The sequence below is a fragment of the Paenibacillus sp. MER 99-2 genome, assembly GCF_023714095.1.
Taxonomy (GTDB): Bacteria; Bacillota; Bacilli; order Paenibacillales; family Paenibacillaceae; genus Paenibacillus.
The window spans coordinates 229,406-251,242 of sequence record NZ_JAMAUZ010000002.1 but is presented as its reverse complement, the minus strand read 5'-3'; the positions used below and the strand labels follow the sequence as shown (position 1 = coordinate 251,242).

Genomic DNA, 21,837 nt, shown 5'->3' with positions numbered 1-21,837 from the left:
CCCCCTCACTTAGTCCTTCATGCCGGATGATGCCATCGTTTGGATGACTTGGCTCTGAGACAATACAAACGTCACGATCGGCACCGTCATCATGATGACAGCGACGGCAGCGCCCACACCCGCACGAGCTATTCCACCCTGGACAATCTGTCCCATGGCGTAATGCATCGTTTTGAGTTGCTCACTATAGATAAAGCTGCCGCCATCCGTTCCCCACAACATCTGCATCATTAAAATGAGCAGCGTTAACCACGCAGGTTTGACAAGTGGCATGACCACCTGAAAGAAAATCCGATATTCGCTGGCTCCATCCATTTTTGCCGCCTCCAGAAGCGCATCCGGTATTTGCTCCATAAACTGCTTCATCAAGTACAGACCCAGCGGATAAGCAAAGGCGGGAATAATCATGGCCTGATAGGAATCGAGCCAGCCTAGCGTGGACATGATCATGTAATTGGGAATAGCCGTTACATGCGGGGAGAACATCAGAGACAACACGATGATGGTGAACAGGATTTTGTGCCCACGGAACTTGTATTTAGCCAGTGGATAAGCCGCCGCAGAGGCTAGCATAATATGTCCGAACGTGCCTGCCGCAGTAATAAACACCGTGTTGAAAATATATCTTGAGAATGGAACCCATGAATTTTTCATCACTTGAAATAGATCTGAAAAATTTTCAAACGTTGGATTCCGGACAAACAGCGTTGGTGGGAAAATAAAAAGTTCATCCAGCGGCTTAAACGCATTATTGATCACATAGATAAGCGGAATGACCATAAAAGCGCCAAATCCGCCGAGCAAAAGGAAAAGCAAGATATCGACCTGCCAGGATCTGTTGATTTTCCTTTTCATACGCAAGGCCATCTTCATCTGCTATTCCCCCACTCTCTTTAACAGCTTTTGAACAAGCAGGTTGGAACCTAGCATCAGACTGAACAGCACCGTTGCAATAGCAGAAGCGTAGCCCATCTCGAAGCGGATCGTGCCGTAATCCATCAAGTGAGTAACAATCGTATGTGCTCCGTACTGTACGCTCGGGAAACCTGCCAGCGCAGTAGCCACTTCGGCAACGGCAAGGGACGAGGTAATCTGGATAACAGCTCCGAACATGAGCTGCGGACGCATCGAAGGCAAGGTAATATACCACAGCTCCTGCCAGCGATTTTGAACCCCGTCGATACTTCCTGCTTCATACAAGGTGCGATCCACGGTCTGCAAACCGGCAATGAACGCAAGAAAACTGGTTCCAAGGCTGAGCCATAGCTGTACAAGCATAATGATCGCAAGCATGTATTTGGGATTCTGTAGCCACAGGATTGGCTCATAAATGATGCCTATTTTCATAAGGAAACCGTTCATAATGCCGTACGAATCTCCTGAGAAAATAATTTGCCAAATAAAAAACACATTGCCTGAAATAGACGGTGCAAAAAAGATCAGTGTCATGAAGGCTCTCACCTTTGGATTCAGCTCATTAATAAGCCAGGCAAATACAAAGCAGGCAATGTAGCTGATTGGACCGGTGATCACCGAGAAAATAATTGTATTTTTAAGACCTATTAGAAACACATCATCATTCCAGAGCAGCTTGGAGTAGTTCTCCCAACCAACCCACTCTGGAAACTCCAGCATGTTGAAATTGGTGAAGCTGAAGAAGATGGAGATCATGACTGGAAACACGGTAAACAAGAAGAATAACAACATGTAGGGCGAAAGAAGGATATAGAGATGCTTATCCCGCTTGATATCTCTCCTAAAAAGTTCCCACTTCCCGGGTAAGCCGGCAGGCGTACGCTTGGGCTGAGAACCAGTTTTGGTCACCATATTAGCCTTCTGCAAAAGAGTCCCTCCCTAGTGCATTCCGTCCAATTTAAACTCTTTTCGTTTCTCCTGAATTTCGTAGTTAATTTCCTGCACATAATCGTATAAGGCATCCGTGGAATTCGTCCCGTTATTGACGACCTCACGCAGAGCATTGTCCAGATGCCTACCCGTAAAGTAACCTCCGGGAACTTCTGGAACCCCCTGAACCCATTCCCATTGTTCTTCCAGACTTCGATAATCGCGGACAGGCCAAGGTAACTCCTGCAACGCTTCAATATTCGCCGTTGGATACCGCGCCGCCGCCCCCATCAGACCTTCCATTTCACGTCCGAAGCGAACTTGGGCATCCTTGCTGACCCACCATTTCATAAATTCCCAGGCCGCATCCTTATGCTTCGATTGCTTGAGCATAACGGTCGCCGTGCCTCCACTCGCCACATCTCGTTTGATACTTCCGTCTTGCTGCTTGAGGCCGGGAACCGGAATGAACTCCCATAACCCCTTGATTTCAGGCGCAGATACGGACAGATAGTTATAAAAGGTGTAATCCATAATGCCTATAGGCATTTCTCCGGTTCTAAAGCGCATTGGAAAATCGAAGGTGAGTGGCAGCTTGTAGCTGGTATAGAAATTCGTCCACTCCTTGAACGCCTCCAGCCCCGTTTCCGTGTCCATACCGCTTTTGGAGCCATTGTCCAAATAAAACGAACCGCCCATCTGGTACAGCAACATGGCATACGCCCGATTCACTTCCAATACGGGTACACCTGTCGTTTGAGCAAGCGGCAAAGCCATTTCCATATTATGCTTCTGCAGCACCGGGATCATGGCGTAGACGTCCTCCCATGTCTGCGGCGGCTCCAGATCAAGCTGTTCCAAAATATCCTTCCGGTAAAATAACATATTGAAGATTTGTTGCTCCGGCAGTGCAAATACTTGATCCTCATAGTTATAGGGAACCATTGCACTATCCCTGAACTGCCTAATTAATTCGTCATAGCCGGGATAGTTGGACAGATCTTCTGCCGCGTTACGCATTCCGAAGTTGACAGGCACATCATTTCCGACCTGCATAGCCACATCCGGCCCCTCTCCTGCCAGGGAAGCACGCAGCAAAACATCCGCATTCACCAGCTTGAGGTTCACACCAATGCCTGTAAGCGGGGTAAACGTATCGTCAATCATGGCCTTCAACACCTGTGCCTGATCCCGGCCTGTACCAATCCATACCGTAACAGACTTGTCTTCATCAGATGTGCTGCCAATGGTGTCATAATCCTCGAAAAATGAATGGAAAAAAGACGAAATTTCGTGTCCAACTTTTCGGAAGGACGAATCATTCGCTTTCGGTAGCTTCTCATCAGGTGAAGCAAGCAGCAGATAATCAATTTCCAGCGGCTGTTCGCGTACCTCCAGAAGCCAAGAGCCAACGCTGCCTACATTGATTTTGAATTGACCCAGCCGCTTCTGCACGGTTTCTGGCTTATCGGCCAGATCGGACAGTTGATAGGCTGTTTTAGTCAATATCGCGGTCTTATCACTTTTTTCCCCCGTTAAACGAATTAACTCTTCAGATACGGCATTTAGGATGTCACTTTGTTCGCGAAATACCTTCACCATATCCGGAATCTGTTTCTCTAATTGATAATCCCGATAGGGGTCAGGTACGTTGCCTGTGATCATCAGAATTTTGCGATACATCGCATTGATATCGAGCACACTGGCTTCCACCTGACGGATCAGAGGCGCAATCGCTCCCAGACTGACCTCAAGCTGCAATTCATGTTTTCCTTGAGTCAAATAAAATAAGTAGGGTTCGTCCTCACTGCCAAGCACATTCATCTGCCAATTCGAGTCATAGAAGAACGGAATTTGCATCATTTCACGGAAGGGAACCTTATTGTCGATCTGCAGCGAACGGGTGGAATAAATCCCCCTCAGCAATTCCTGTCTACCTTTGATCGCAATCTTGTATAGTCCATCCTCCGGCACATCCATTTCCCATGCAATCCATTGTCCTGGCACACGCCAGTTGTTTCCGCCGATGGTGTTCATTCTGATTTTGGATACATCGTACGGTTCCGTGGATGTGCTTGATCGATCAGTGATTGGATACAACGTTGGTGATGACTTGTACTTGGCGTGTTCACCTTGAACTTTGATCACGTGTCCACTGGTTTCCGTATATCCCTGTCTCTCATACTCCTGCTTCACTTCTGCATAGGATATCGGTTGTTCATACTGGTGTAGTATGATCGAATCAATAACCATAGGCTCCCGGGTGGACACAAGCGTCAATGAGTGTTTGCCTGCAGAAAAATAAAACTGGTACGGCTCCTCATAATAGCCCTCCTTGTCTCTCAGAAGCGATTCTTGCCACATCGGTGCCTCCGTCTGACGTGGGCGCAGGTCGTTACCTCTGTTATCCTGTTCGATCTCGAATTTCTCGTTGACCCATACACGATGAAAACTCAGATTACGTGCGCTATCGAAAGGCAATTTGCCATCGATCCATAGTTCACGTTCTATTGCGGAACTTTTACCCTGGATCGGGTAATAACGCAATGTCATGTGATACATGCCCGATTCAGGAACATGCACTTCCCATTGCACGGAACCGCTCTCCTCTGTTCTTATGAACTTGCCATTCTCACCACCAAGCTCCGTGATCATCTTAGGTTCCATTCCTTCCGCAGCTGTATAGTCAGCTCCGCGAATGACAATTTCCCTGGAAGGTCGCTTCTCGTTCTGGAATTGCTGCAAATAATAATCGTAGCTACCCTCAGAAGCAGATTCAGAGATCGGCATCACACGGCTCGGATCTGATGTTCGATTCCCGGACTTTGCATTGCCGCTTGCACCGGAACTGGATATCGTGTACACCATGACGAGGATTAGCATAACGACGATAAGCGTCACTCGGGATAATGTAAACTTCACCCGATGCCCCCCTTTAGCAGACTGTAGTGAATTAGATAGACGGCCCGCATAGCGATTTTGGGATGAAATCAGAAATGAGGCCGTCCTGTTGGTTAACGCTGATTACTCGAACTATTTTTTCTCGGATGGTTCCCCGCTTAACACTTTTTTCACCGCAGCCTGTGCAGGTCCGATAACCTGGGCAACACCTGTTGAAGGTGTAATCTCGCCTTTGATGAATTTCTCAGTTACTTTGTCCAGTTGATCCTTAATGCCCAGACCACCAAAGCGACCACCAAACAGGCGCTGCACCTGGCCATTATCATTCATCGCATTGGCAATGGATTCTTCATCCGGCAAAATATTTTCGAGCGAGAGCCTACGGTTATCTTGCCAATTATCGAAGTCTTGTAGATCTTCCCAAATCTTCACGATCACATCTGCGTCCTTCACTCCCTTTGGAACAACGTAAGCTGTAGCCTGACCGAATGGTTCGTAGTACGACTCCGCTTGAGGTCCCTTCGGCATGTATACATAACCCCACTCATCCTTCATCTTATCTAGAATCCGGCCTTCGATCTCCCAGAGTCCACCCGGATACATGGCAATGATGCCTTCTCCGAAGAATTTGGCTGGATCTTCCCAGTCGTTACCTCCGTTGGCCTTCACCACTTTATGCTCATTGTACAGACCATGCAGGAAATTAAGCGCTTCCATAGATTCGGGTGAATTAAACGTCACTGTACCTGTTTGCTCATCATATAATTTGCCTCCGTTGCTCGCGACCAGCATCTCAGAAAGTACGTAATGCGCTCCAGCCAGTCCGTACTGATCCATTTTACCGTCACCGTTACGATCAACCGTTAGCTTTTTCGCCGCATCCAGCATTGTATCCCAGTTCCAGTTATCTTCGTCCATCAATTGCTGGGGGTCTTTCAGACCAGCCTCCTTGAATATACGCTTGTTGTAGAACATGCCACTATCATTAGGTGTATACCAGCTTTCGAGTCCGTACACCTTGTCGCCTCCAAAGCGCATAGCATTAACAACATCCTGCTCCACACGAGTATCTTGAAGGTAATCATCCAGTGGTGTCAGAAAACCACCATGCATAAGTCCCCAGATAAATCCATCAGGAACCCGGACTATTTCAGCAAATGGCTCGTTCGCGAGCACAGAGGAAGACAGCTTTTCAGAGGTAGACCAATATTCCGTATTCAAATATTTGATCTTTACGTTATATTTTTCTTCCACCATTTGAATACGCTCGCGGGCAAGTTCATCCGATTCTGAATCTCCTTTTGGTGTAGCATCCCACCAGTGAGAAATTCGAATAACACGACCGTCTAAATCTGGCACCGGCACAGCCTCTTCCTTGTCCTCTTCCTCTTCCTGTACTGGTGTTGTGTTCGTCTCTACTTCAGCTGGTTGAGCAACTGGATCGGCTGGTTTGTTATTTGTACCACTACATGCAGACAAAAGCATGATTAACATGGCAAATAAAACGAGCATCATCATTGGGTTAGACATCATTTTTTTCAACATGGGCGGCCTCCCTCAAGTAAGTGATCTTAATCTGTTCCAATGCAAACGTGAGCGCCATAGCCTGTTCAGGGCTTGTTAAGCGCTTACAAATATTGAACAAAGTACACTTCCCGGTGTTGGATTATGTACCTCCACCACCCCAGCCATCCATTTCGATTCCTCGTAAAGTGATCTTTTCTTCTGGCTCAAACTTCATCCTACACACGCTCCCCCTCAAAGTTGATAAAACTGAATCAAGCTTACAAAATGCTTTTTGATGACTGCCCTGAACAATCTGAATCATTACAAGGCCGCCTTAATGGGATTTGAAAACCTAGATTCACACTTCGCTTTGAAGAGCATTAGCCAAGTTGTAGAGTATACTTGAAAAGGATTTCATGAAACCCATTTCATTTATAGTATTATTACAATCCTTAAGTCAGTACACATTCTGATATTTTTTAGAATATTTTAGGGCGTGTCTGAAAACTCCGAAGACCGCAGATTTTGCCGAATTTTCGTTCCAAGTCAGGAAGTTTTCCGCAGGCGTGCCGGGGCACGTCAAGGGAAAGTGACGCAGCAGGGGGCGAAAAGGCGGTGAAAGATGCACTTCAGCGAGTTTTGAGACACGCCCTAGTCTCGTTTGTTTCATTTCACAGCATTTCCTTGCATTTGCAGCCTGTACATTGGCAAGCCACATATGGTTAAGGTGCTGTGTCAAAGAGGTAGCACCTTAACGCATTGGGTCGTGTATGAATACCACGATGCTGTCATTGGAGCATCACGAGAGCTTCATCGTGATGCATGGCAAAAAGCGCCACGCGTGTATCGTCGTGGCGCTTCTTCCTGCTGTATGATGCCAATTGGTCATGCAGCACGATCATAAGCTGCAGTTATAATTAAATGGCAGCATCTTTTTATTTTTGAGGCAGTATGTATTATTGGAAATGGGACACCACTTTCACCGATGGTATTCATGTTACAGGTTACTTATGCTTTTCTAAGCAACTTTTATATTCTTCGATAATCCTTTGCTTTTATCCCGGTGTTTTCACAGTATTCTTTGAATGCCTTGATTACGCTATCTTTATCCTGACTTTTTAACGAGAAAGATAGCTTTTTATTTTTATCGGAAAGTTGAATTTGAAGAAGATTAGTACCTATTCGCATTTCACTAATTTGTTTAATCGAATAGTTCGTCTTATTTACTGTTATTCCCTCGGGCAATAGAACGACTTCATAATCCTTTTGTGAATCTATCCAATTTTTAATAACTAGAGCGATCATAATCACTCCAGTTGTTATCAGTAGTATTACTCGAAGGCCATCCCCAATATATTTACTTAATAGAGTAATTACAGAGAGAAAGCCAATTGGTAAAAATATAAATAGATAATATAATGGGTAACCCTTCAACATAAATTTATAATTCATTCTGAATTCCTCTCATACAAAGTACATCGCCTAGGCGTACTTTATCCTTTTAATTTATAGTAATTTTCTGCCGTATATATTGACCAGTCCCAAAATTTATCTCCCTGACTGATAATAAATCGATCAAACCACAACTCGAAGTTCATATTAAAGGGTCTCGACTCATCAAAGTTGTCTATGTGCCCCTTAACCATTAAGTAATTATTTGAGCCTTCGCTGTATTTTTTCAGATCAATTACGATATTATCTTGGTAGATATAGGCGATCTTCAGATACCCCTCGTTTGAACTCTCATACGTTGCTTCTTGGATATCCTGCCACTTATATAAATACGCCTCTCCTCCGTATTGCGGATGGTCAAATAACGAGCAACCATTACTTATCTTCAAAAAGTTAATATAATCATTCGGAAGTTCAAACCCTAATTTCCTTTGGAATTCGATTAAATCACTTTCATCTGCCGGATCATTAAACGTACAGGTAGCTTGAGTTAAATAACCCTCCTGAAGCTGTAATTCTAGCAGGTTGTTATTTTTCAATCTTTTCTTAAGCGAGTCTATTGTTTTATAAATTAATTCTCCTTGTATCAACTTCCATCCACCCTTTCAATAAGACCCGTGAGGAGTCACAGCGTGAAAAATATGTAATATGAAGTACGAAGCGTGATGACTGTGTATTTACTTAAATATCTTGCTCTCGTTCTCTAATTCAAACTTCTTCGCTTGATGAATAATGCCTTCACCTGAAAAATGTACAATTTCATGATGATCCTCACATACAAGCCATTCATATTTCTTCGATACCAGAAAGTATTCGTCCAAATGACAAAGTTCAGGAATTATTTTATCGAAAATAATATTCTTTTCCCCTTCATAAACCCACATTTTATCGTTGTGGTCTTCAGCAATAAACCAAATAGATTCATCTTCAATAATCTCTTTAACAGATTTATAAGGTTGCTCGATAAACCTCAATGCGTAATACGGTTCTTGAAGTCTATTCCATCCCCAATGCAAGTCTTGAGTGTAATGAGTCTTATGTAGAAAATGCTTTTCGATATGATCTAGAATTGTCTTCCATTGATCTTTTCGAACTTCGAACACCTCTTTCCTGTTGATTGAAAACTTTTTAATGAGTTCTTCAATCTCCAATCGAACGGATAAAGACTCCATCTCTCGCACCTCCTTGATTCGAACTGTTTGCTCACAACTTACTCTCATATTCTTGGTGTCCTATCCTAGGATCAATGCTGCGAAAGAAACCACCCACAGTAATGGAAATGCACTAATAAGAATTAGACTTATCGTCTTCACCTTTTTCTTTAATAACCAAGATAAAACCGAACAAATTACAACAGCCAGAGGGTACAACGTAACGATCGTCACTAATGTTATTCCCCACATTGAAACTCCACTGTCAAATGCCATAAAAGATAATCCCCAAATGATGAACCAAGGAATTAGAGTTAATACATAAAAGCCTTGAATAATAAATAAGTACAATTTCATCGATGAATTCCTTTATCATTTAGTATTAGTATTAGTGACCGATGATAAGGCATACGGATATGCCAAAATGCTGTGTTATGCAAAGGTTCACTCTCCTTCACAACTTTAGACATAGGTTTTGAGCATACTTCCAATTGGGGTGATATAGTCCCACGGACAGCGATAATAAAATTAGCTCTTCTATTGATTCCCGCTCCAATATATCTTGGATTTCTTCATCGTTATATTCTCTTATTCCTTTATATTTTTGCTCCATTAAAATGTTCCTCGGGTCTATTCTCTTATTCTTGCTAACGCTCTTTTCGCTGCGAGTTTCCCATTATGCATTCCGTTTGTCGAAACCTCTATTAACTTATCTCTCGCTGGAATGTATCTATGAAAACCAAGAATCTCACATGCCCTCTCTTGAACAAACATATCTTCATCATCTAAATATTTTATTAATGAATCAAGATTTCTTTTCGGTGTTAACGCCATAATTGAAAAAATATACTGACAACGAATATCGTCATCTATTTGTTGGTTAGAACTTACCAACTTGTTTAACGCATCAATACAACGTAAGTCTTCCTCCATCTCAGCATGACTAACTTCTATATCTGACGGATAGTCTTTCTTCAATTCATCCCAATAAAAACTAGGATGTTGTTCGAGTTCAGATATAAATGAACGTATACTTCTAAAACCTGGAGATATATCTGTTTCTTCATGATCGATATAACTAATTCTGTATTTGCAAGCACCTTGAACCTGTAAACCTATGTAGTTCGAATGATCATCTGTCCATAAAGGAATAATGTCTTGATACGCCTTCATTTCAGACAATAATTCGGCCATTTCAATGACTTCGTCAAATGCCATTAATCTTAACAAGTAATCTTGATCCTTCTGTTTCTTATGGTGAGTTTCTAACTCCTCAATGAATGCAATAGGTACTGTGATACTGAGTCTGTTAAAAAGGTCTATAAACATATTACCTCTCCTTTGTAAGATTGATTTTTCTGCATTTCACATGTTTCCATGTATATCCCCCCTCTTAGAATTATTCTACTCGAATTCCATCTAACATTCTTCTTTGATTTAACATTCAAACCTCAAGATTTCTTTCAAGCAAAACGCCCACTCGCTGCGCCATAAAAGAAGGTGCAAGTGGCTCACCTTGTTTAAACCACCACTCCACTACGCCAACGATCGCTGATCCCAGAAACTGAATATCCACATTCATCCCCTCCGTTAATTCGGGGTTCCCCTCTTCGGACATGCCGTTTCCTTTCTCCAATTCTTCAATGAAGAACATAAGGAACTGCTCGCGGAAAAAAGGGCTACCTTTACTGGCTAGTAATGCAGAAAAGAACATCGAATGCTTCTCGAAGTACTGGAACCACACCAACCCCATATCCTTATAATCCGCGTCATCGTCTGTAGAATTGCAGATCCTTCTTAAGTCATCAATATGTTCTTTGATGAGCTGATCCAGGAGATCGAATTTGTCCATGTAGTGAAGATAGATGGTCCTTCGACTAACATCTGCTCTGTCCGAAATATCTTGAATCGTAATTTGATCAAATTCTTTTTCCATCATCAAATGAATAACAGCCATTTTTATAGCCTCTTGGGATTTGCGAATTCTGCGATCTACCTTTGTCACTTCACAACCACCAGCTTCCTAAATAAATACTACACACTTCTAGAGGAACTGTGAACTAATGCACAAAATCACTCATTTTAAGACTTGTAGCGTTCTCATTTCTGTCTATCATTATACGTAATAGACTATTAATACACTATTGTGCATTTATGCATGGATGGGAATGGAGTTCATTATTATGAAAATTGCAGTTATTGGAGCAACAGGAGGAACGGGAAGGAAAGTGATGGAACGTGCACTTGAACTTGGCCATGAAGTTGTAGCCATAGCTCGTCGGCCAGAGATGATATCTCCCTTGGAGGGACTCACCATCAGACAGGGAGATGTATTTGACGAATCCAGTTTGGTCAGAGCCATTGCTGGTGCAGAAGTAGTCATCAGTTGCATCGGCCCGCCCAGTAACGTTTCGCCGGATGCTGCCAAGAAATTTCTAAATCTAAGAGCTGGCATGAATGTTATGGCGGCTAACTTCTCACCCGGTACTGTCATGTCCGAAGGTATGCCCAATATGATAGCAGCCTGTCAACGTGCGGGTGTGAAGCGCCTAATCATGCAGAGCGGCATTAATTTGAGCAACGGCAGAGAGCTGTCTCCCGTCCATCGATTGGCAGTTCGTATGATGCGCCGTATATTCTGGAAAGCCATTGAGGATAAATCAATTGCAGAGCATGCGTTAATACAAAGTGAGCTAGAATGGGTCATTGTACGGGCATCCGTGCTTCAATACGCCGAGGGTACTTTAAAATATACAGCAGGCCCATTAGCTCGCATAAATCCTCTTGGAGCACTTCCCTTTGCAGACTGTGCCGATTGTTTAGTGCGGGCAGCAACCAGTGAGCCTGAGTGGATCAGGCAAGTTGTTAATGTTGGACGGTGACATCGGCCATCTGGCTCTCTAACCTTTCAATAATACGTAGTTATCAACTACCTGATGTTACTCTCATAGGATCTTAGGGTCTTCAACAAATTTATCCTGCTTTTGAGCGTTTATTAAATCTTCATATCACTATGTACTGTAGATGTCTTTGATCGTTAACCATGTTTCATACCATAATGTTTTTTGATTCAAAGACTCTATTACTACAGTTTGACCATCTTTTCTATTTAAATAAATGACGCCTTCCCGCTGAACAAGCTCATCGTTGAACTTAAACACAATATCTCTACAGTCTTGCTCATACTCCTTTTCTCTTGTTTCTGACCACTCTGCTTTTTCAATAGAATGTCTCTTCCTCATTAGTAGAATCCTCCTGGAGTTATTATTGAAGTAACCTCCCTGTATGCCTTCTGAGCGTATTTATTCAAATAATCTTCAGATCTCGGTTGTTTCTGTTTACACTCTTAGTTGTTCTTCCAACCATTCTTCAAGTTGCTCTTTAATTACAAATCGATCTTTAGTAGAAATGCTTTTAATTTCATTCCAATCCCCATCAACTAGTTCCAGACGGTAATAACCGTTAATATCTGAATCTGGATACCATCCTAGATCAAAAAGTTGCGTGTCTTCTCTTTCAGGAATAACCCACTTCCCATTGTTGATTTTCATTTTAACGATCTGTAATAAATCTTCTGTGAAGAATCCCCAATTCTCAATAAAGTAGTCACGATCTGCACTAAGAATAGGATCTACATCGTAGAATTTGTTATATGTTACTGCATAACCTGCTGGAATCTTAAGTTGCATTAAATTCAATTTTCTCGCCTTCCTGTCTTCTTTTTTTAACTTCATCTCTAGTTATGCATCGCTGCCATTCTATATGTACGAATAATCTCTCTCTCGTAATCTTTCCACTTGAAAGTGAACGATTCTAGATCAATTTTTCTATTATGTGGTTCTAATCTAAAATCGCTCCAACTTACAAAATCCCCTTCCCTTTCAATCAATACTGATACATAACCGCACTCTTCATCCTTACACCAAGGACACACTAATATGGGGTACCTATAATATAAGTCTGGGTGTAGTTGCTTCAGCAGAAAGTAATCAATTGACTCTTGCTGTTCCTCTTCTGTCCCCCAGCCTAAGCTTGGTACAAAATCGTACTTTTTAAACATCTGATAGAGGGATTTCCCATCAATGATCCAATCAGCAAAAACCACATTTTTATTTCCTTCTTGATCAGGGTCACTGTCATCATAACGAGGTGCAAGCTTCGTTTCAAAATGATTTACCTTATTCATTTCTCCTCCTATTGTGTATCAATCACATAAATTTGGGACTCTCTGTTCCACGTATGATACCCATTGCATAAATGTACCCAGCCGTACTTCTCATAATAATCAATATGATCTGTACATAAATACAATTTACTGAAACCGAGTTTGTAAGCTTCTTGTCTCGCGTGCGTCATCAAGACTGACCCAAGACCCTTTCCTCGTTCTTTTTCCTCAATATATAAATTGGATAAGTATGGCCACAGATCTTGTCGACTTACAAAATCATTATTCATTAATGAGTAACTACCAATGATCTCATCTTGATTCATCATAAAATACCATCGGGGTAATGGACTTTTCGTTGTCATGCTGGAAGTTATACAATCCTCAAATATTCTTCTATTTAATCCCCATCGTTCGGAAACATACTCAATAGTTTCCTTTAAAAGGTCGGGATAATCTCTCAAGTCAATGATTTGATAATTCATAACTTCCCCCTAATCGGTTTTAGTTAATCTTGCTAATACTTCATCAACGTTATCCCATTCATAGATTAATTCGTTAAGAATTTTCCCTCCAATTTTTATTTGAACTGATGTAGATAAGTGAGCTCCATAATACTCATAAAAAAAGCGTGTCTTGTTATCCTCTAGAACATCAACGAATATTTTCTGGTAACCCAATGAATTGAATCGAAAAAATAAATGTTTAAGTAGTTCCTTTCCTACTCCTTGCCCTTGGTATTCATCAAGTATATAAATTGAAGTTAGATCTCCTGAGTCAGGGATCGTATTGGTCTCTCTCTTCCAACAATCTGCAAATCCAATGATTTCTCCTTCAGTGTTCTCTGCTATTACCACAAAACTGTCTGTTCTCTTGATATTATTAATCCATAATTCAGTTCTTTGTTCATAAGATAGATTTTTTAAAAACTCCTCTGGAATAATCCCCTTGTATGTCGTTCTCCAACTATCCACATGAACTTTTGCAATTCCTTCAGCGTCATGAATCGTAGCTTCTCTGATCTGCAATGTAATCATCCCCTACATTTTTTAGTTGAACTAAATTGATATAAAAGTTGCGTTAATGCACCAGGCTGCCTAATCTCGGCAGCCTGGTGGCGTTCATTAATAGAGTTCATTAATTCATATTCCAAAGTGCCCGCGAACTAATTTAAATTGTTCATCAACACTCAATTCAGGTGTTCTTTCTATTGTTTTGATACCATGTTTAATGCAGGCTTCTTTAATATCGTGAGAAAACTTCACCATGTTTTTGTTACCATTCTTTATTGATTCCTCTGGATTAGCCGTACGGTTAATAACATCCAGAATCATTTTATGATCTTCTCTAAAATAATATAGCCTCTCAATCTCTTGATCAGAAGTATAGAGGCATACCATTCTTTCCTTGGGGATAAACGGCAATATTTCCTCTGGCATGATCCCTAGGTCTATTATTATTGGCTGATCATTAGGCATCTTCAACAAATCGATGACAAAAAACTCCATCATTTCTTTGACAATTTGAAAAAGCCATTCACAATGTTCATCATTCGGTCTGTTAAACCATTTGTCCCAATCCAATTTAGGATGAGGGTATTGAAGCGCAGGGTATTCAAGATGGCTAGTGAATGGTCTATACTTCAAGACATCATCCCGAAGAGTTTGAAATCTCAATTCCTCCACAAATTTCCTTGTCATGGTGGTCTTCCCCGCGCAACAACCACCATTTAACCAATAAACATGCTTTAGTTGTTCTTTTAAATAATTATCGTTTACTTTCATATTTATCCTCCTCAATTTTTTAGAATTGAGAGAGGTGACGAATCTTTATTGGAAAATACATGTTAATACCACCTTTCTTCAAGTATAAAGGTAGTATTCTATGAACTGTGATCTAATCCTTTTTATTCCTTACACTCTTACGTTGAATTGCTACTTCTTCAGCTCTCGACAGTTTCCTCAATTAGAAGTTATAAAATATCTGATAATGGTTGGAAATCACAATTATCCAATTCAGTCTTATTCATTGTACCGTTACATTTTTTCAATACATATGCCTTGCTTTCTATATTACTCTTTACTATCTTGAACATATCTTCCTCTATTACAATAGCGACATTGTTTTCAAGAGCAATGCCAGGAACTTCTTCATTGATCATATTGTCATCGAATGTTTCATGTCCATTCTCATTATAATGCGGACAATGATTAGCGGGAATGAGCCCAAGTCCTATGACTTGCTCTCTATCCCACCATCCATCACGATTGGTTTCTATACTACTGTTGCTATGGCCTTCCAAAAACCAACAAATTGAACCAGCACTCAAACCCGATAATACTATATTATGTGCAAATGCTTCTTTAAGATATTGATCTACTTTTTTAGTTCTCCATATTTCCATCATTCTAACAGTGTCTCCGCCACCTACATAAATGATATTTGAGGATAGGATCTTGTTCTTAATGGTTTCATCCGAGATGTCTTGATCGACAAGACATAGCGTATCAACTGTACAACCCAATTGCTCACCATATATAGCCGTAACAGTATCAATGTAGCCTTGAGCATCATTACTTGCTGTTGGAATGAATAGTAGCTTTGGGTTTTCAATATTTGCAAACTCAACGATGTACCTGTCTATTGGCAGAGTCTCATGAAACCGCATTTCGCCACCACCGATTGCAACTATTTTCCCCATTGATACATACCTCCCAAAATTCTATACGAGTGTTTCGTTTATATAATATTGTATTCCAGCTCGATCTATTTCTGAAAATTGAAGAGGATTTTCTTCCAATAGTTCTTTTAGATCTCTTATCTTGATCCATCTAATCCCTGATGTTTCATCTCCCGTTTCAAGCAACTCTCCGTTTGCTTTACATCTAAAGTAATAACCTAGAGAATCCACTGGCCCTTTTATAGTTTGGTACGCTACAAATGGTTTAACACATTCTACTTCAAAGTGATTTCCTTCAGTAACTATTCTTAATTCCTCTCCTTCAATTTCAGATATATCTAGACCCGTTTCTTCTTTAACTTCTCTCCTCAATGCTTCTGTTAATGATTCAAAGGGTTCGATGCGACCTCCAGGAAGTTCAATAGTTAATGGCTCATTCGGTTTTACTCTATTCTGAATCACAATTTCGATATGATCATCAAACTGTCTTTCAATGATTGCTCTTGTATTAACATAAAACAATGTAATCCACCTTTCCTGTCAAAGGTTATCGTTACTTCAATTAAAATCATTTAACTATCATCACACTTGCTGTTTTTTGGATTATATATCCTTATCTTTCTTCTTTCAAAGTCACATGATTTCCTCTAATCTGTTAACATATTCTAATGTTGCTTTTCAGATATCTGGGTACTTTGTTTTAAGTATATTGATCTACTTGAGAGGGTCGAAATATTTCTTCTCCGTAAATGAGATACCTAAAAACCATGCTCTTTTGGAGCATGGTTTTTAGGTTTGATAGATAGATGATTTATTTCATTTGTATTTTTTCATGCTAGCAAGTATTACAGAAGAAAACCCTACGCAAAACAGTAAGCTAATGCAACTAAGAATAACCTGACTGGCCGATGCTTCATAGTAGCCAGAGATGGTAAATACAGCTGTGATAGGATATAAAGCTTTTAGGGTATTTGATGTACTCGCAAATAATCCAATAAAAGAATAAAATTCCGTGATCACTAACGCAATCCAATATCCCTTTTTCATGTACGATACCAAAGCAATAATAGGTGAGATCGCAAGGAATATGCATAGACCATCCAAAATATAAGCTTTCAAAAAATTCATGACCATCCCTATGGATAAATCAGAAAAATGTAAACCCGCTTCAGTTAACAATGTTATAGCAAAGAGTAATAAGTAAAAAAGAATACTATATATGAGGGTTATGATCATTTTTGCAAGGGTCAACTTCGCCTCATTCACGGGGATAAGTCGAAGAGATTCAATTGTATGCTCCTGTTCTTCGCGACATATCATGTAACTACCTAAGAGAGCAATAACCGCTGGAAGAACGAAAAATGTTCCCAGTGGCTGAGCCACAGCCATATACCAACCAGCAGTATCTATATCTCTGATGCCGTCATTGTCTGTTAATCCGGATAAAAACACAATAACTGCCACCATAACTGTTGCGAAAATTGCAATCCAAACAAAACTTAAACGCCGAATCTTCTGATGTTCCGCCCAAAGTAATGTTCGCATGATGAACACCTCACTTTCTTCTTGCTAACGCAACGTTTGCAAGGAGAACGGAACCAATCCCCCAGACAAAAATGCTAAAAAACGCCAAAGGAATGCTAATTACCTGTGTATCATTCAGACCTGGAATATCTCCGTTTCGAGCAACGATCAATGCCATACTAGGTAAAGGATGTATATACATATTTATCGACACTATAATCGAACCAAGAAAAGCATAAATTAGGGTTATAGCAACGGGAAGAATATATCCTTTTTGCGTGGTAGCAATTGCCAGGATCGGCAACATAGCAAAAGCTGTTATAACACCAATCTCCAAAGACTTTCTTATCAAAAACAAAGTATTTTGCCAATCCAATGCAAGGCCGCCAAGAAGTATACTAAATATAACGGAACCTAAAGCTGTAACAATCATGAAGCAAATAGAATAAATTAGAACCACAAAAAATTTACTAAAGAAATACCTCATTTTGCTGACAGGCACAATCCAAATTTGTTTAAGCATATCGTATTGATTTTCATTGTACATTAGCATTGTGCTTAGTATTCCTAAAACAACAGGCAAGACAATAAAAAGTGTAAGTCCGAACGCCGACCATTTATAAAACTGTACAGGGTCACCGCCTGTACTCCACGCATATTTAAATAGTAAGTATGATAAAAATGGCATGATAAGAGCTGAAAACAGCATCATCCACACAAATTTTCTGCGTCGCAACTTAAAAAATTCGATTTGAATAAGTTTAAGCAATGCCATCTCCTCCCGTAATTTTCTTAAAGTAGTCCTCTAAAGTATCATTACAGAGCTGGGAACTAATAACCGACACATCTCCCATTATAAGAGCCTTATTAACAGAAGCCATATCCAGAGAATTATCGTAGATTTGCAACGTATGATCGTCTTGCACAGAATAATTTTTCAAATCGAATTGACGCTCCAAAATCAAGCTAGCTTTAGCAGCATCAGAAACTTGAAGCAGAGTGTACTTGCCATTTTTACGTTTAAGTTCATCCATACTGGTTTCTTCCAACAGAATACCATTGTCGATAATTCCAATATCATCCACAAGTAATGAAATTTCTGAAAGAATATGGCTAGAAATAAGAATCGTTTTTCCACGTTCAATGCTCAACTTCTTAATAAAATCTCTAACTTCTGCAATACCGATAGGATCAAGACCGTTTGTGGGTTCATCCAAAATCAATAGTTCTGGGTCATGCAAAATAGCGTTAGCAATACCCAGACGCTGCTTCATGCCGAGGGAATACTCAGCGAAAAGCTTCTTATCTTTATATGGTAATCCTACGACTTCCAATGCGTTCTTCACAGCATTAGGAGCAGCTGTACCACGTAATTTTGCAAAAATATTCAAATTTTCTGTTCCAGTTAAGTTTGGATAAAATCCAGGGGTTTCAATAATTGCTCCAATTCTGGGATATACCTGCTTTTCTCTACCTTTAATATTCTTACCAAATACATCTACCTCACCAGAAGAGGTAGACGTTAACCCTAAAATCATTTTCATAATTGTCGTTTTACCAGCACCATTACGACCGAGTAAACCGTAAATACGTCCTTTTTTCACATGCATATTCACATTATTTACAGCTTTCTGATCCCTATAGTTTTTAGTAAGTCGTTTAGTTTCTATGATATATTCTGTCATACGGATCCCTCCTTTTAATTAAAGTTTATCAAACAAAACTTGCCAAAACCTTGCTGAAATCTTGTTTGTTTCTTGATAATAAAAAAGCCCTCAATAATTAAAGAGCTTTCGGAAGATTTACTATAAATGTTGTACCACCAGACAATTGATTTTGAGTATGGATTGTTCCTTTATGCAAAAGAACAAGTTCTCGCGCAATAGCAAGCCCTAAACCATTTCCGTTAGTCGAACGAGATTCGTCACTTTGATACAGTCTGTCAAATATGTGTGGCAGGTCATGAGGAGAGATCCCTTTCCCATTATCACTAATCTGGATCATAACGCTTTGTTCATTTTCACTTATTTGTAGATCAATACTGGTTCCCCCACTATGTTCAATAACATTCTGAATTAAATTATTTATAATTCTTGTATAAGCATTTGGATCTAATTGGATAAAACATTCTTCTTCAGAAATATCAATACTATATTTTAAATCTTCTTCCTCAAAAGTTGATATCCAATTCACTAATATATCACGAGTAAATTCGTTTATATCCTGTTGTTCAAGTTTAAAAACTTGTTCTTTTGCGTCTAGTTTGACCCAATCAAATAAAGCTTCAACAAAACCCTTCAAATGATGTGCTTTGTTTAAAGCGATTTCAAGATATTCTTCTTTTTCTTTGCCTGTAACAAACTTTTGTTGAATTGCTTCTAAATAGCCAACTAAAGAAGTCAAAGGTGTTCTTACATCATGAGATAAGCTCGTCATAAGTCGCTTATAAACCTGTTCAGATTGCTTTAACTGTATGAGTTGAGCCTGACTATTCATTGCCATATCATTTATGGAGTAACAAATTCTTTTAGTCATATCATTTTCATTTACCAAAATACGACGATTCCAATTTCCTTTTTTAATATCCAGTAAAGAATCCTCAATAATTATGAGTTGTTCAGAAATTGTTAATAGTTTCGTTCCCAAATAAATGATAACAACAAGACAAAAAGCTAGAACCAAAAGTAGAATATAAATCCAATCCATAATTAAGCCTCCTTATTAAAACGATAACCTACTCCGTGTACCGTTAAAATATAAAATGGCTGTTCTGAATTAGGCTCTACTTTCTTCCTCAACTTGCTTATAAAAGACATAATATTATTGTCATCATAAGCATAATCATCTTTCCAAACTTGTGTATAGATTTGTTTCTTCGTAAACACACGCCCCTTATTAGAAGCTAATAATACTAATAAATCAAACTCCTTGCCTGTTAGATCTATTAGCTTGCCCTCAACTTGAACAGTTCTTATTTCTTTATCAATAACCATCCTTTTAAAGGTAAGAATGCTTACGGAATCTCCAGGATTAAACGTGGTATATCTTCTAATCAAAGATTGTATTCTAGCGATAAGTTCATTAATACTGAACGGTTTTGTTAAATAGTCATCTGCTCCAAGGCTAAGACCTGTTACCTTATCTGGCTCACTTCCTTTAGCCGTCAGCATAAGTACGGGTACATTACTGTACTTTCTTATTTCAGATAATACTTGAAAACCGTCCATTTTCGGTAACATCACATCTAAAATAATTAGCGAATAAGTATCTTTTTCATTGATTACTTGTAGCATTCCTGATTGTCCGTTATATGCCACATCGGTTTCCAGGTTTACTTGCGATACGCATTTTTTTACTAATGAGCACAATTCAATATCATCATCTATGATGAGAATTCTATTGGTCATGAGGATTCTTCCCCCTTCTTTCTGTCAAACAAAGTGTAGTGTAGCTGATTTGTGCTCTTTTCCGTACAACAACGATCATCTAGCCAATAAACATGCTTTAAATATTGATCTGAATAAACTATCATTGAATATCATTGAATCCGAAATAATACGATATCATACGCTCCTTATCCGCCCTTTAACTTTTCAGTAATATACGCTTGTAGTTGATATATGTCTGAGAGAAGCTTCTCTTCCTCCGGTGTATTGCCATACTCTCCAAGCCAGCGCGGAGTGCGGATGTGCCACTCATCTGTCATGTATTGCTTCTCTTTCCGATACTCTAGAATGTGCTCCAAGAGATATTCCAGAGAGCCAAAGGATTGTTTATGTTTATCGTTAATAATGGCATGTGTATCTTCAATGATTGCCTGTAACCTTTGCTGAATATGATCTTCTGGATTTAAAGCGTTAGTTTCCATGAGATGAGCTCCTTCTGTTCTGACAAAATACAATGAATCGATGCCCCAAATTGTATTGAGACATCGATTTATATGATCTAACTATGTGAGGTAAACGATAATAACGTACTAAAACTGAAGCTGCTTCTGCAGCTTACTAATCATCTTCTACTTAACTTTTTGAAAGCTGCGTATTCCTGACCGGATTTCATATAACTTAAAATTTTCTCCGCACATGCTGCTGAACTGAGTTCTTCTGTATTCACTTCCAGATCATATTCATCATAAGAGTATATATAATCGAACTGGGAATGGGCGAGTCCAATCTCGCGATCTCCCCTACTCTGTTCTCTTCTGGTGAGTTCTTCTTTGGAGCAATGTACACCTACAAACATGATCGGATAATCCGAAAGCAAATCATAAAAATCATTAAACCACTTGTCATTACTGATGACTGTATCCACAATCACATTCAAACCCAGCTCTGAAAATAGTTTAATGGTTGCATAGTACAATGAGCCAATCGGGTCAAAAAGAATATCTGACATCACACCTGCTTCTAATTCTCTTGTTGGCTTTATATCTGGATATGTAGTATCGATGAACTGATCATAATTTTGGAAAAATTGATCTACAGACAGATGATGAAAGGGAGTGTCAGCCTGATTTTTCATTTCCATCGCTATGCTGGTCTTCCCCGAACTTGACGTTCCGTTCAAAAATATAATGAGTCCCCGTTCCACATTGATCACCCTTATCTTATGAA

The 21,837-nt window shown here is 39.8% G+C and carries 26 protein-coding genes; 1 reads left to right on the top strand and 25 read right to left on the bottom strand.

Annotated elements, in window-relative coordinates:
• Positions 1–9: 9 nt before the first annotated feature.
• From M3636_RS12035 to M3636_RS11990, 10 genes are all read right to left on the bottom strand, one after another.
• Positions 10–867 (bottom strand): carbohydrate ABC transporter permease, encoded by an 858-nt coding sequence (locus M3636_RS12035; RefSeq protein ID WP_442952600.1) that lies wholly within the window; start codon positions 865–867, stop codon positions 10–12.
• Between the two features lie 9 nt (positions 868–876).
• On the bottom strand, positions 877–1,842 hold the full coding sequence (locus M3636_RS12030) for a carbohydrate ABC transporter permease (protein WP_251382684.1): 966 nt from the start codon (positions 1,840–1,842) through the stop codon (positions 877–879).
• A gap of 12 nt (positions 1,843–1,854) precedes the next feature.
• Complete coding sequence (locus tag M3636_RS12025) at positions 1,855–4,728, bottom strand: extracellular solute-binding protein (RefSeq protein ID WP_483311521.1); 2,874 nt, start codon at positions 4,726–4,728, stop codon at positions 1,855–1,857.
• 150 nt (positions 4,729–4,878) lie between these two features.
• On the bottom strand, positions 4,879–6,291 hold the full coding sequence (locus M3636_RS12020; RefSeq protein WP_251382682.1) for an ABC transporter substrate-binding protein: 1,413 nt from the start codon (positions 6,289–6,291) through the stop codon (positions 4,879–4,881).
• 121 nt (positions 6,292–6,412) lie between these two features.
• Positions 6,413–6,574 (bottom strand): hypothetical protein, encoded by a 162-nt coding sequence (locus M3636_RS12015; protein WP_251382681.1) that lies wholly within the window; start codon positions 6,572–6,574, stop codon positions 6,413–6,415.
• 707 nt (positions 6,575–7,281) lie between these two features.
• Positions 7,282–7,704, bottom strand: a complete 423-nt coding sequence (locus M3636_RS12010; RefSeq protein WP_251382680.1) for a hypothetical protein — start codon at positions 7,702–7,704, stop codon at positions 7,282–7,284.
• Positions 7,705–7,745: 41 nt separating this feature from the next.
• Complete coding sequence (locus M3636_RS12005; RefSeq protein ID WP_251382679.1) at positions 7,746–8,294, bottom strand: SMI1/KNR4 family protein; 549 nt, start codon at positions 8,292–8,294, stop codon at positions 7,746–7,748.
• Positions 8,295–8,381: 87 nt separating this feature from the next.
• The gene (locus M3636_RS12000) at positions 8,382–8,876 is read right to left on the bottom strand and encodes a DUF6756 family protein (RefSeq protein WP_251382678.1); all 495 of its coding nucleotides are present in this window, start codon (positions 8,874–8,876) and stop codon (positions 8,382–8,384) included.
• Positions 8,877–9,485: 609 nt separating this feature from the next.
• A complete protein-coding gene (locus M3636_RS11995; RefSeq protein ID WP_251382677.1) occupies positions 9,486–10,184 on the bottom strand; it encodes a HEAT repeat domain-containing protein in 699 nt (232 codons plus the stop codon).
• A 115-nt stretch (positions 10,185–10,299) separates the two neighbouring features.
• Positions 10,300–10,860: a TetR/AcrR family transcriptional regulator gene (locus tag M3636_RS11990; protein ID WP_251382676.1), complete on the bottom strand. Its 561-nt coding sequence runs from the start codon at positions 10,858–10,860 to the stop codon at positions 10,300–10,302.
• A 178-nt stretch (positions 10,861–11,038) separates the two neighbouring features.
• Here M3636_RS11990 and M3636_RS11985 point away from each other — a divergent pair, with 178 nt between their 5' ends.
• Positions 11,039–11,737, top strand: a complete 699-nt coding sequence (locus M3636_RS11985) for an NAD(P)-dependent oxidoreductase (RefSeq protein ID WP_251382675.1) — start codon at positions 11,039–11,041, stop codon at positions 11,735–11,737.
• A gap of 129 nt (positions 11,738–11,866) precedes the next feature.
• Here M3636_RS11985 and M3636_RS11980 read toward each other — a convergent pair whose 3' ends face one another.
• The 15 genes from M3636_RS11980 to M3636_RS11910 form a co-directional block, all read right to left on the bottom strand.
• On the bottom strand, positions 11,867–12,097 hold the full coding sequence (locus tag M3636_RS11980) for a hypothetical protein (RefSeq protein WP_251382674.1): 231 nt from the start codon (positions 12,095–12,097) through the stop codon (positions 11,867–11,869).
• Between the two features lie 96 nt (positions 12,098–12,193).
• Entirely contained in the window at positions 12,194–12,544 is a 351-nt protein-coding gene (locus M3636_RS11975; RefSeq protein WP_251383063.1) for a hypothetical protein, read from the bottom strand.
• A 47-nt stretch (positions 12,545–12,591) separates the two neighbouring features.
• Positions 12,592–13,041, bottom strand: a complete 450-nt coding sequence (locus tag M3636_RS11970; RefSeq protein ID WP_251382673.1) for an oxidoreductase — start codon at positions 13,039–13,041, stop codon at positions 12,592–12,594.
• Positions 13,042–13,049: 8 nt separating this feature from the next.
• A complete protein-coding gene (locus tag M3636_RS11965; RefSeq protein WP_251382672.1) occupies positions 13,050–13,505 on the bottom strand; it encodes a GNAT family N-acetyltransferase in 456 nt (151 codons plus the stop codon).
• A 9-nt stretch (positions 13,506–13,514) separates the two neighbouring features.
• Complete coding sequence (locus tag M3636_RS11960) at positions 13,515–14,048, bottom strand: GNAT family N-acetyltransferase (protein WP_251382671.1); 534 nt, start codon at positions 14,046–14,048, stop codon at positions 13,515–13,517.
• 114 nt (positions 14,049–14,162) lie between these two features.
• Positions 14,163–14,804: an AAA family ATPase gene (locus tag M3636_RS11955; protein ID WP_251382670.1), complete on the bottom strand. Its 642-nt coding sequence runs from the start codon at positions 14,802–14,804 to the stop codon at positions 14,163–14,165.
• 188 nt (positions 14,805–14,992) lie between these two features.
• Positions 14,993–15,721 (bottom strand): Type 1 glutamine amidotransferase-like domain-containing protein, encoded by a 729-nt coding sequence (locus M3636_RS11950; protein WP_251382669.1) that lies wholly within the window; start codon positions 15,719–15,721, stop codon positions 14,993–14,995.
• Positions 15,722–15,742: 21 nt separating this feature from the next.
• On the bottom strand, positions 15,743–16,222 hold the full coding sequence (locus M3636_RS11945; RefSeq protein ID WP_251382668.1) for an NUDIX hydrolase: 480 nt from the start codon (positions 16,220–16,222) through the stop codon (positions 15,743–15,745).
• 294 nt (positions 16,223–16,516) lie between these two features.
• Positions 16,517–17,245, bottom strand: a complete 729-nt coding sequence (locus M3636_RS11940) for an ABC transporter permease (RefSeq protein ID WP_251382667.1) — start codon at positions 17,243–17,245, stop codon at positions 16,517–16,519.
• A 10-nt stretch (positions 17,246–17,255) separates the two neighbouring features.
• Entirely contained in the window at positions 17,256–17,999 is a 744-nt protein-coding gene (locus M3636_RS11935) for an ABC transporter permease (protein ID WP_251382666.1), read from the bottom strand.
• On the bottom strand, positions 17,986–18,909 hold the full coding sequence (locus tag M3636_RS11930; protein WP_251382665.1) for an ABC transporter ATP-binding protein: 924 nt from the start codon (positions 18,907–18,909) through the stop codon (positions 17,986–17,988). Before M3636_RS11930 ends, M3636_RS11935 begins: the two co-directional genes overlap by 14 nt.
• A 97-nt stretch (positions 18,910–19,006) precedes the next feature.
• Positions 19,007–19,930: a sensor histidine kinase gene (locus tag M3636_RS11925; RefSeq protein WP_251382664.1), complete on the bottom strand. Its 924-nt coding sequence runs from the start codon at positions 19,928–19,930 to the stop codon at positions 19,007–19,009.
• 2 nt (positions 19,931–19,932) lie between these two features.
• Complete coding sequence (locus tag M3636_RS11920; RefSeq protein ID WP_128100888.1) at positions 19,933–20,631, bottom strand: response regulator transcription factor; 699 nt, start codon at positions 20,629–20,631, stop codon at positions 19,933–19,935.
• Between the two features lie 167 nt (positions 20,632–20,798).
• Entirely contained in the window at positions 20,799–21,092 is a 294-nt protein-coding gene (locus tag M3636_RS11915) for a hypothetical protein (RefSeq protein WP_251382663.1), read from the bottom strand.
• A 140-nt stretch (positions 21,093–21,232) separates the two neighbouring features.
• Positions 21,233–21,814 carry a chloramphenicol phosphotransferase CPT family protein gene (locus tag M3636_RS11910; RefSeq protein ID WP_251382662.1) on the bottom strand — a complete coding sequence of 194 codons (582 nt, stop codon included), beginning with the start codon at positions 21,812–21,814 and terminating at the stop codon, positions 21,233–21,235.
• Between the last annotated feature and the right edge of the window lie 23 nt (positions 21,815–21,837).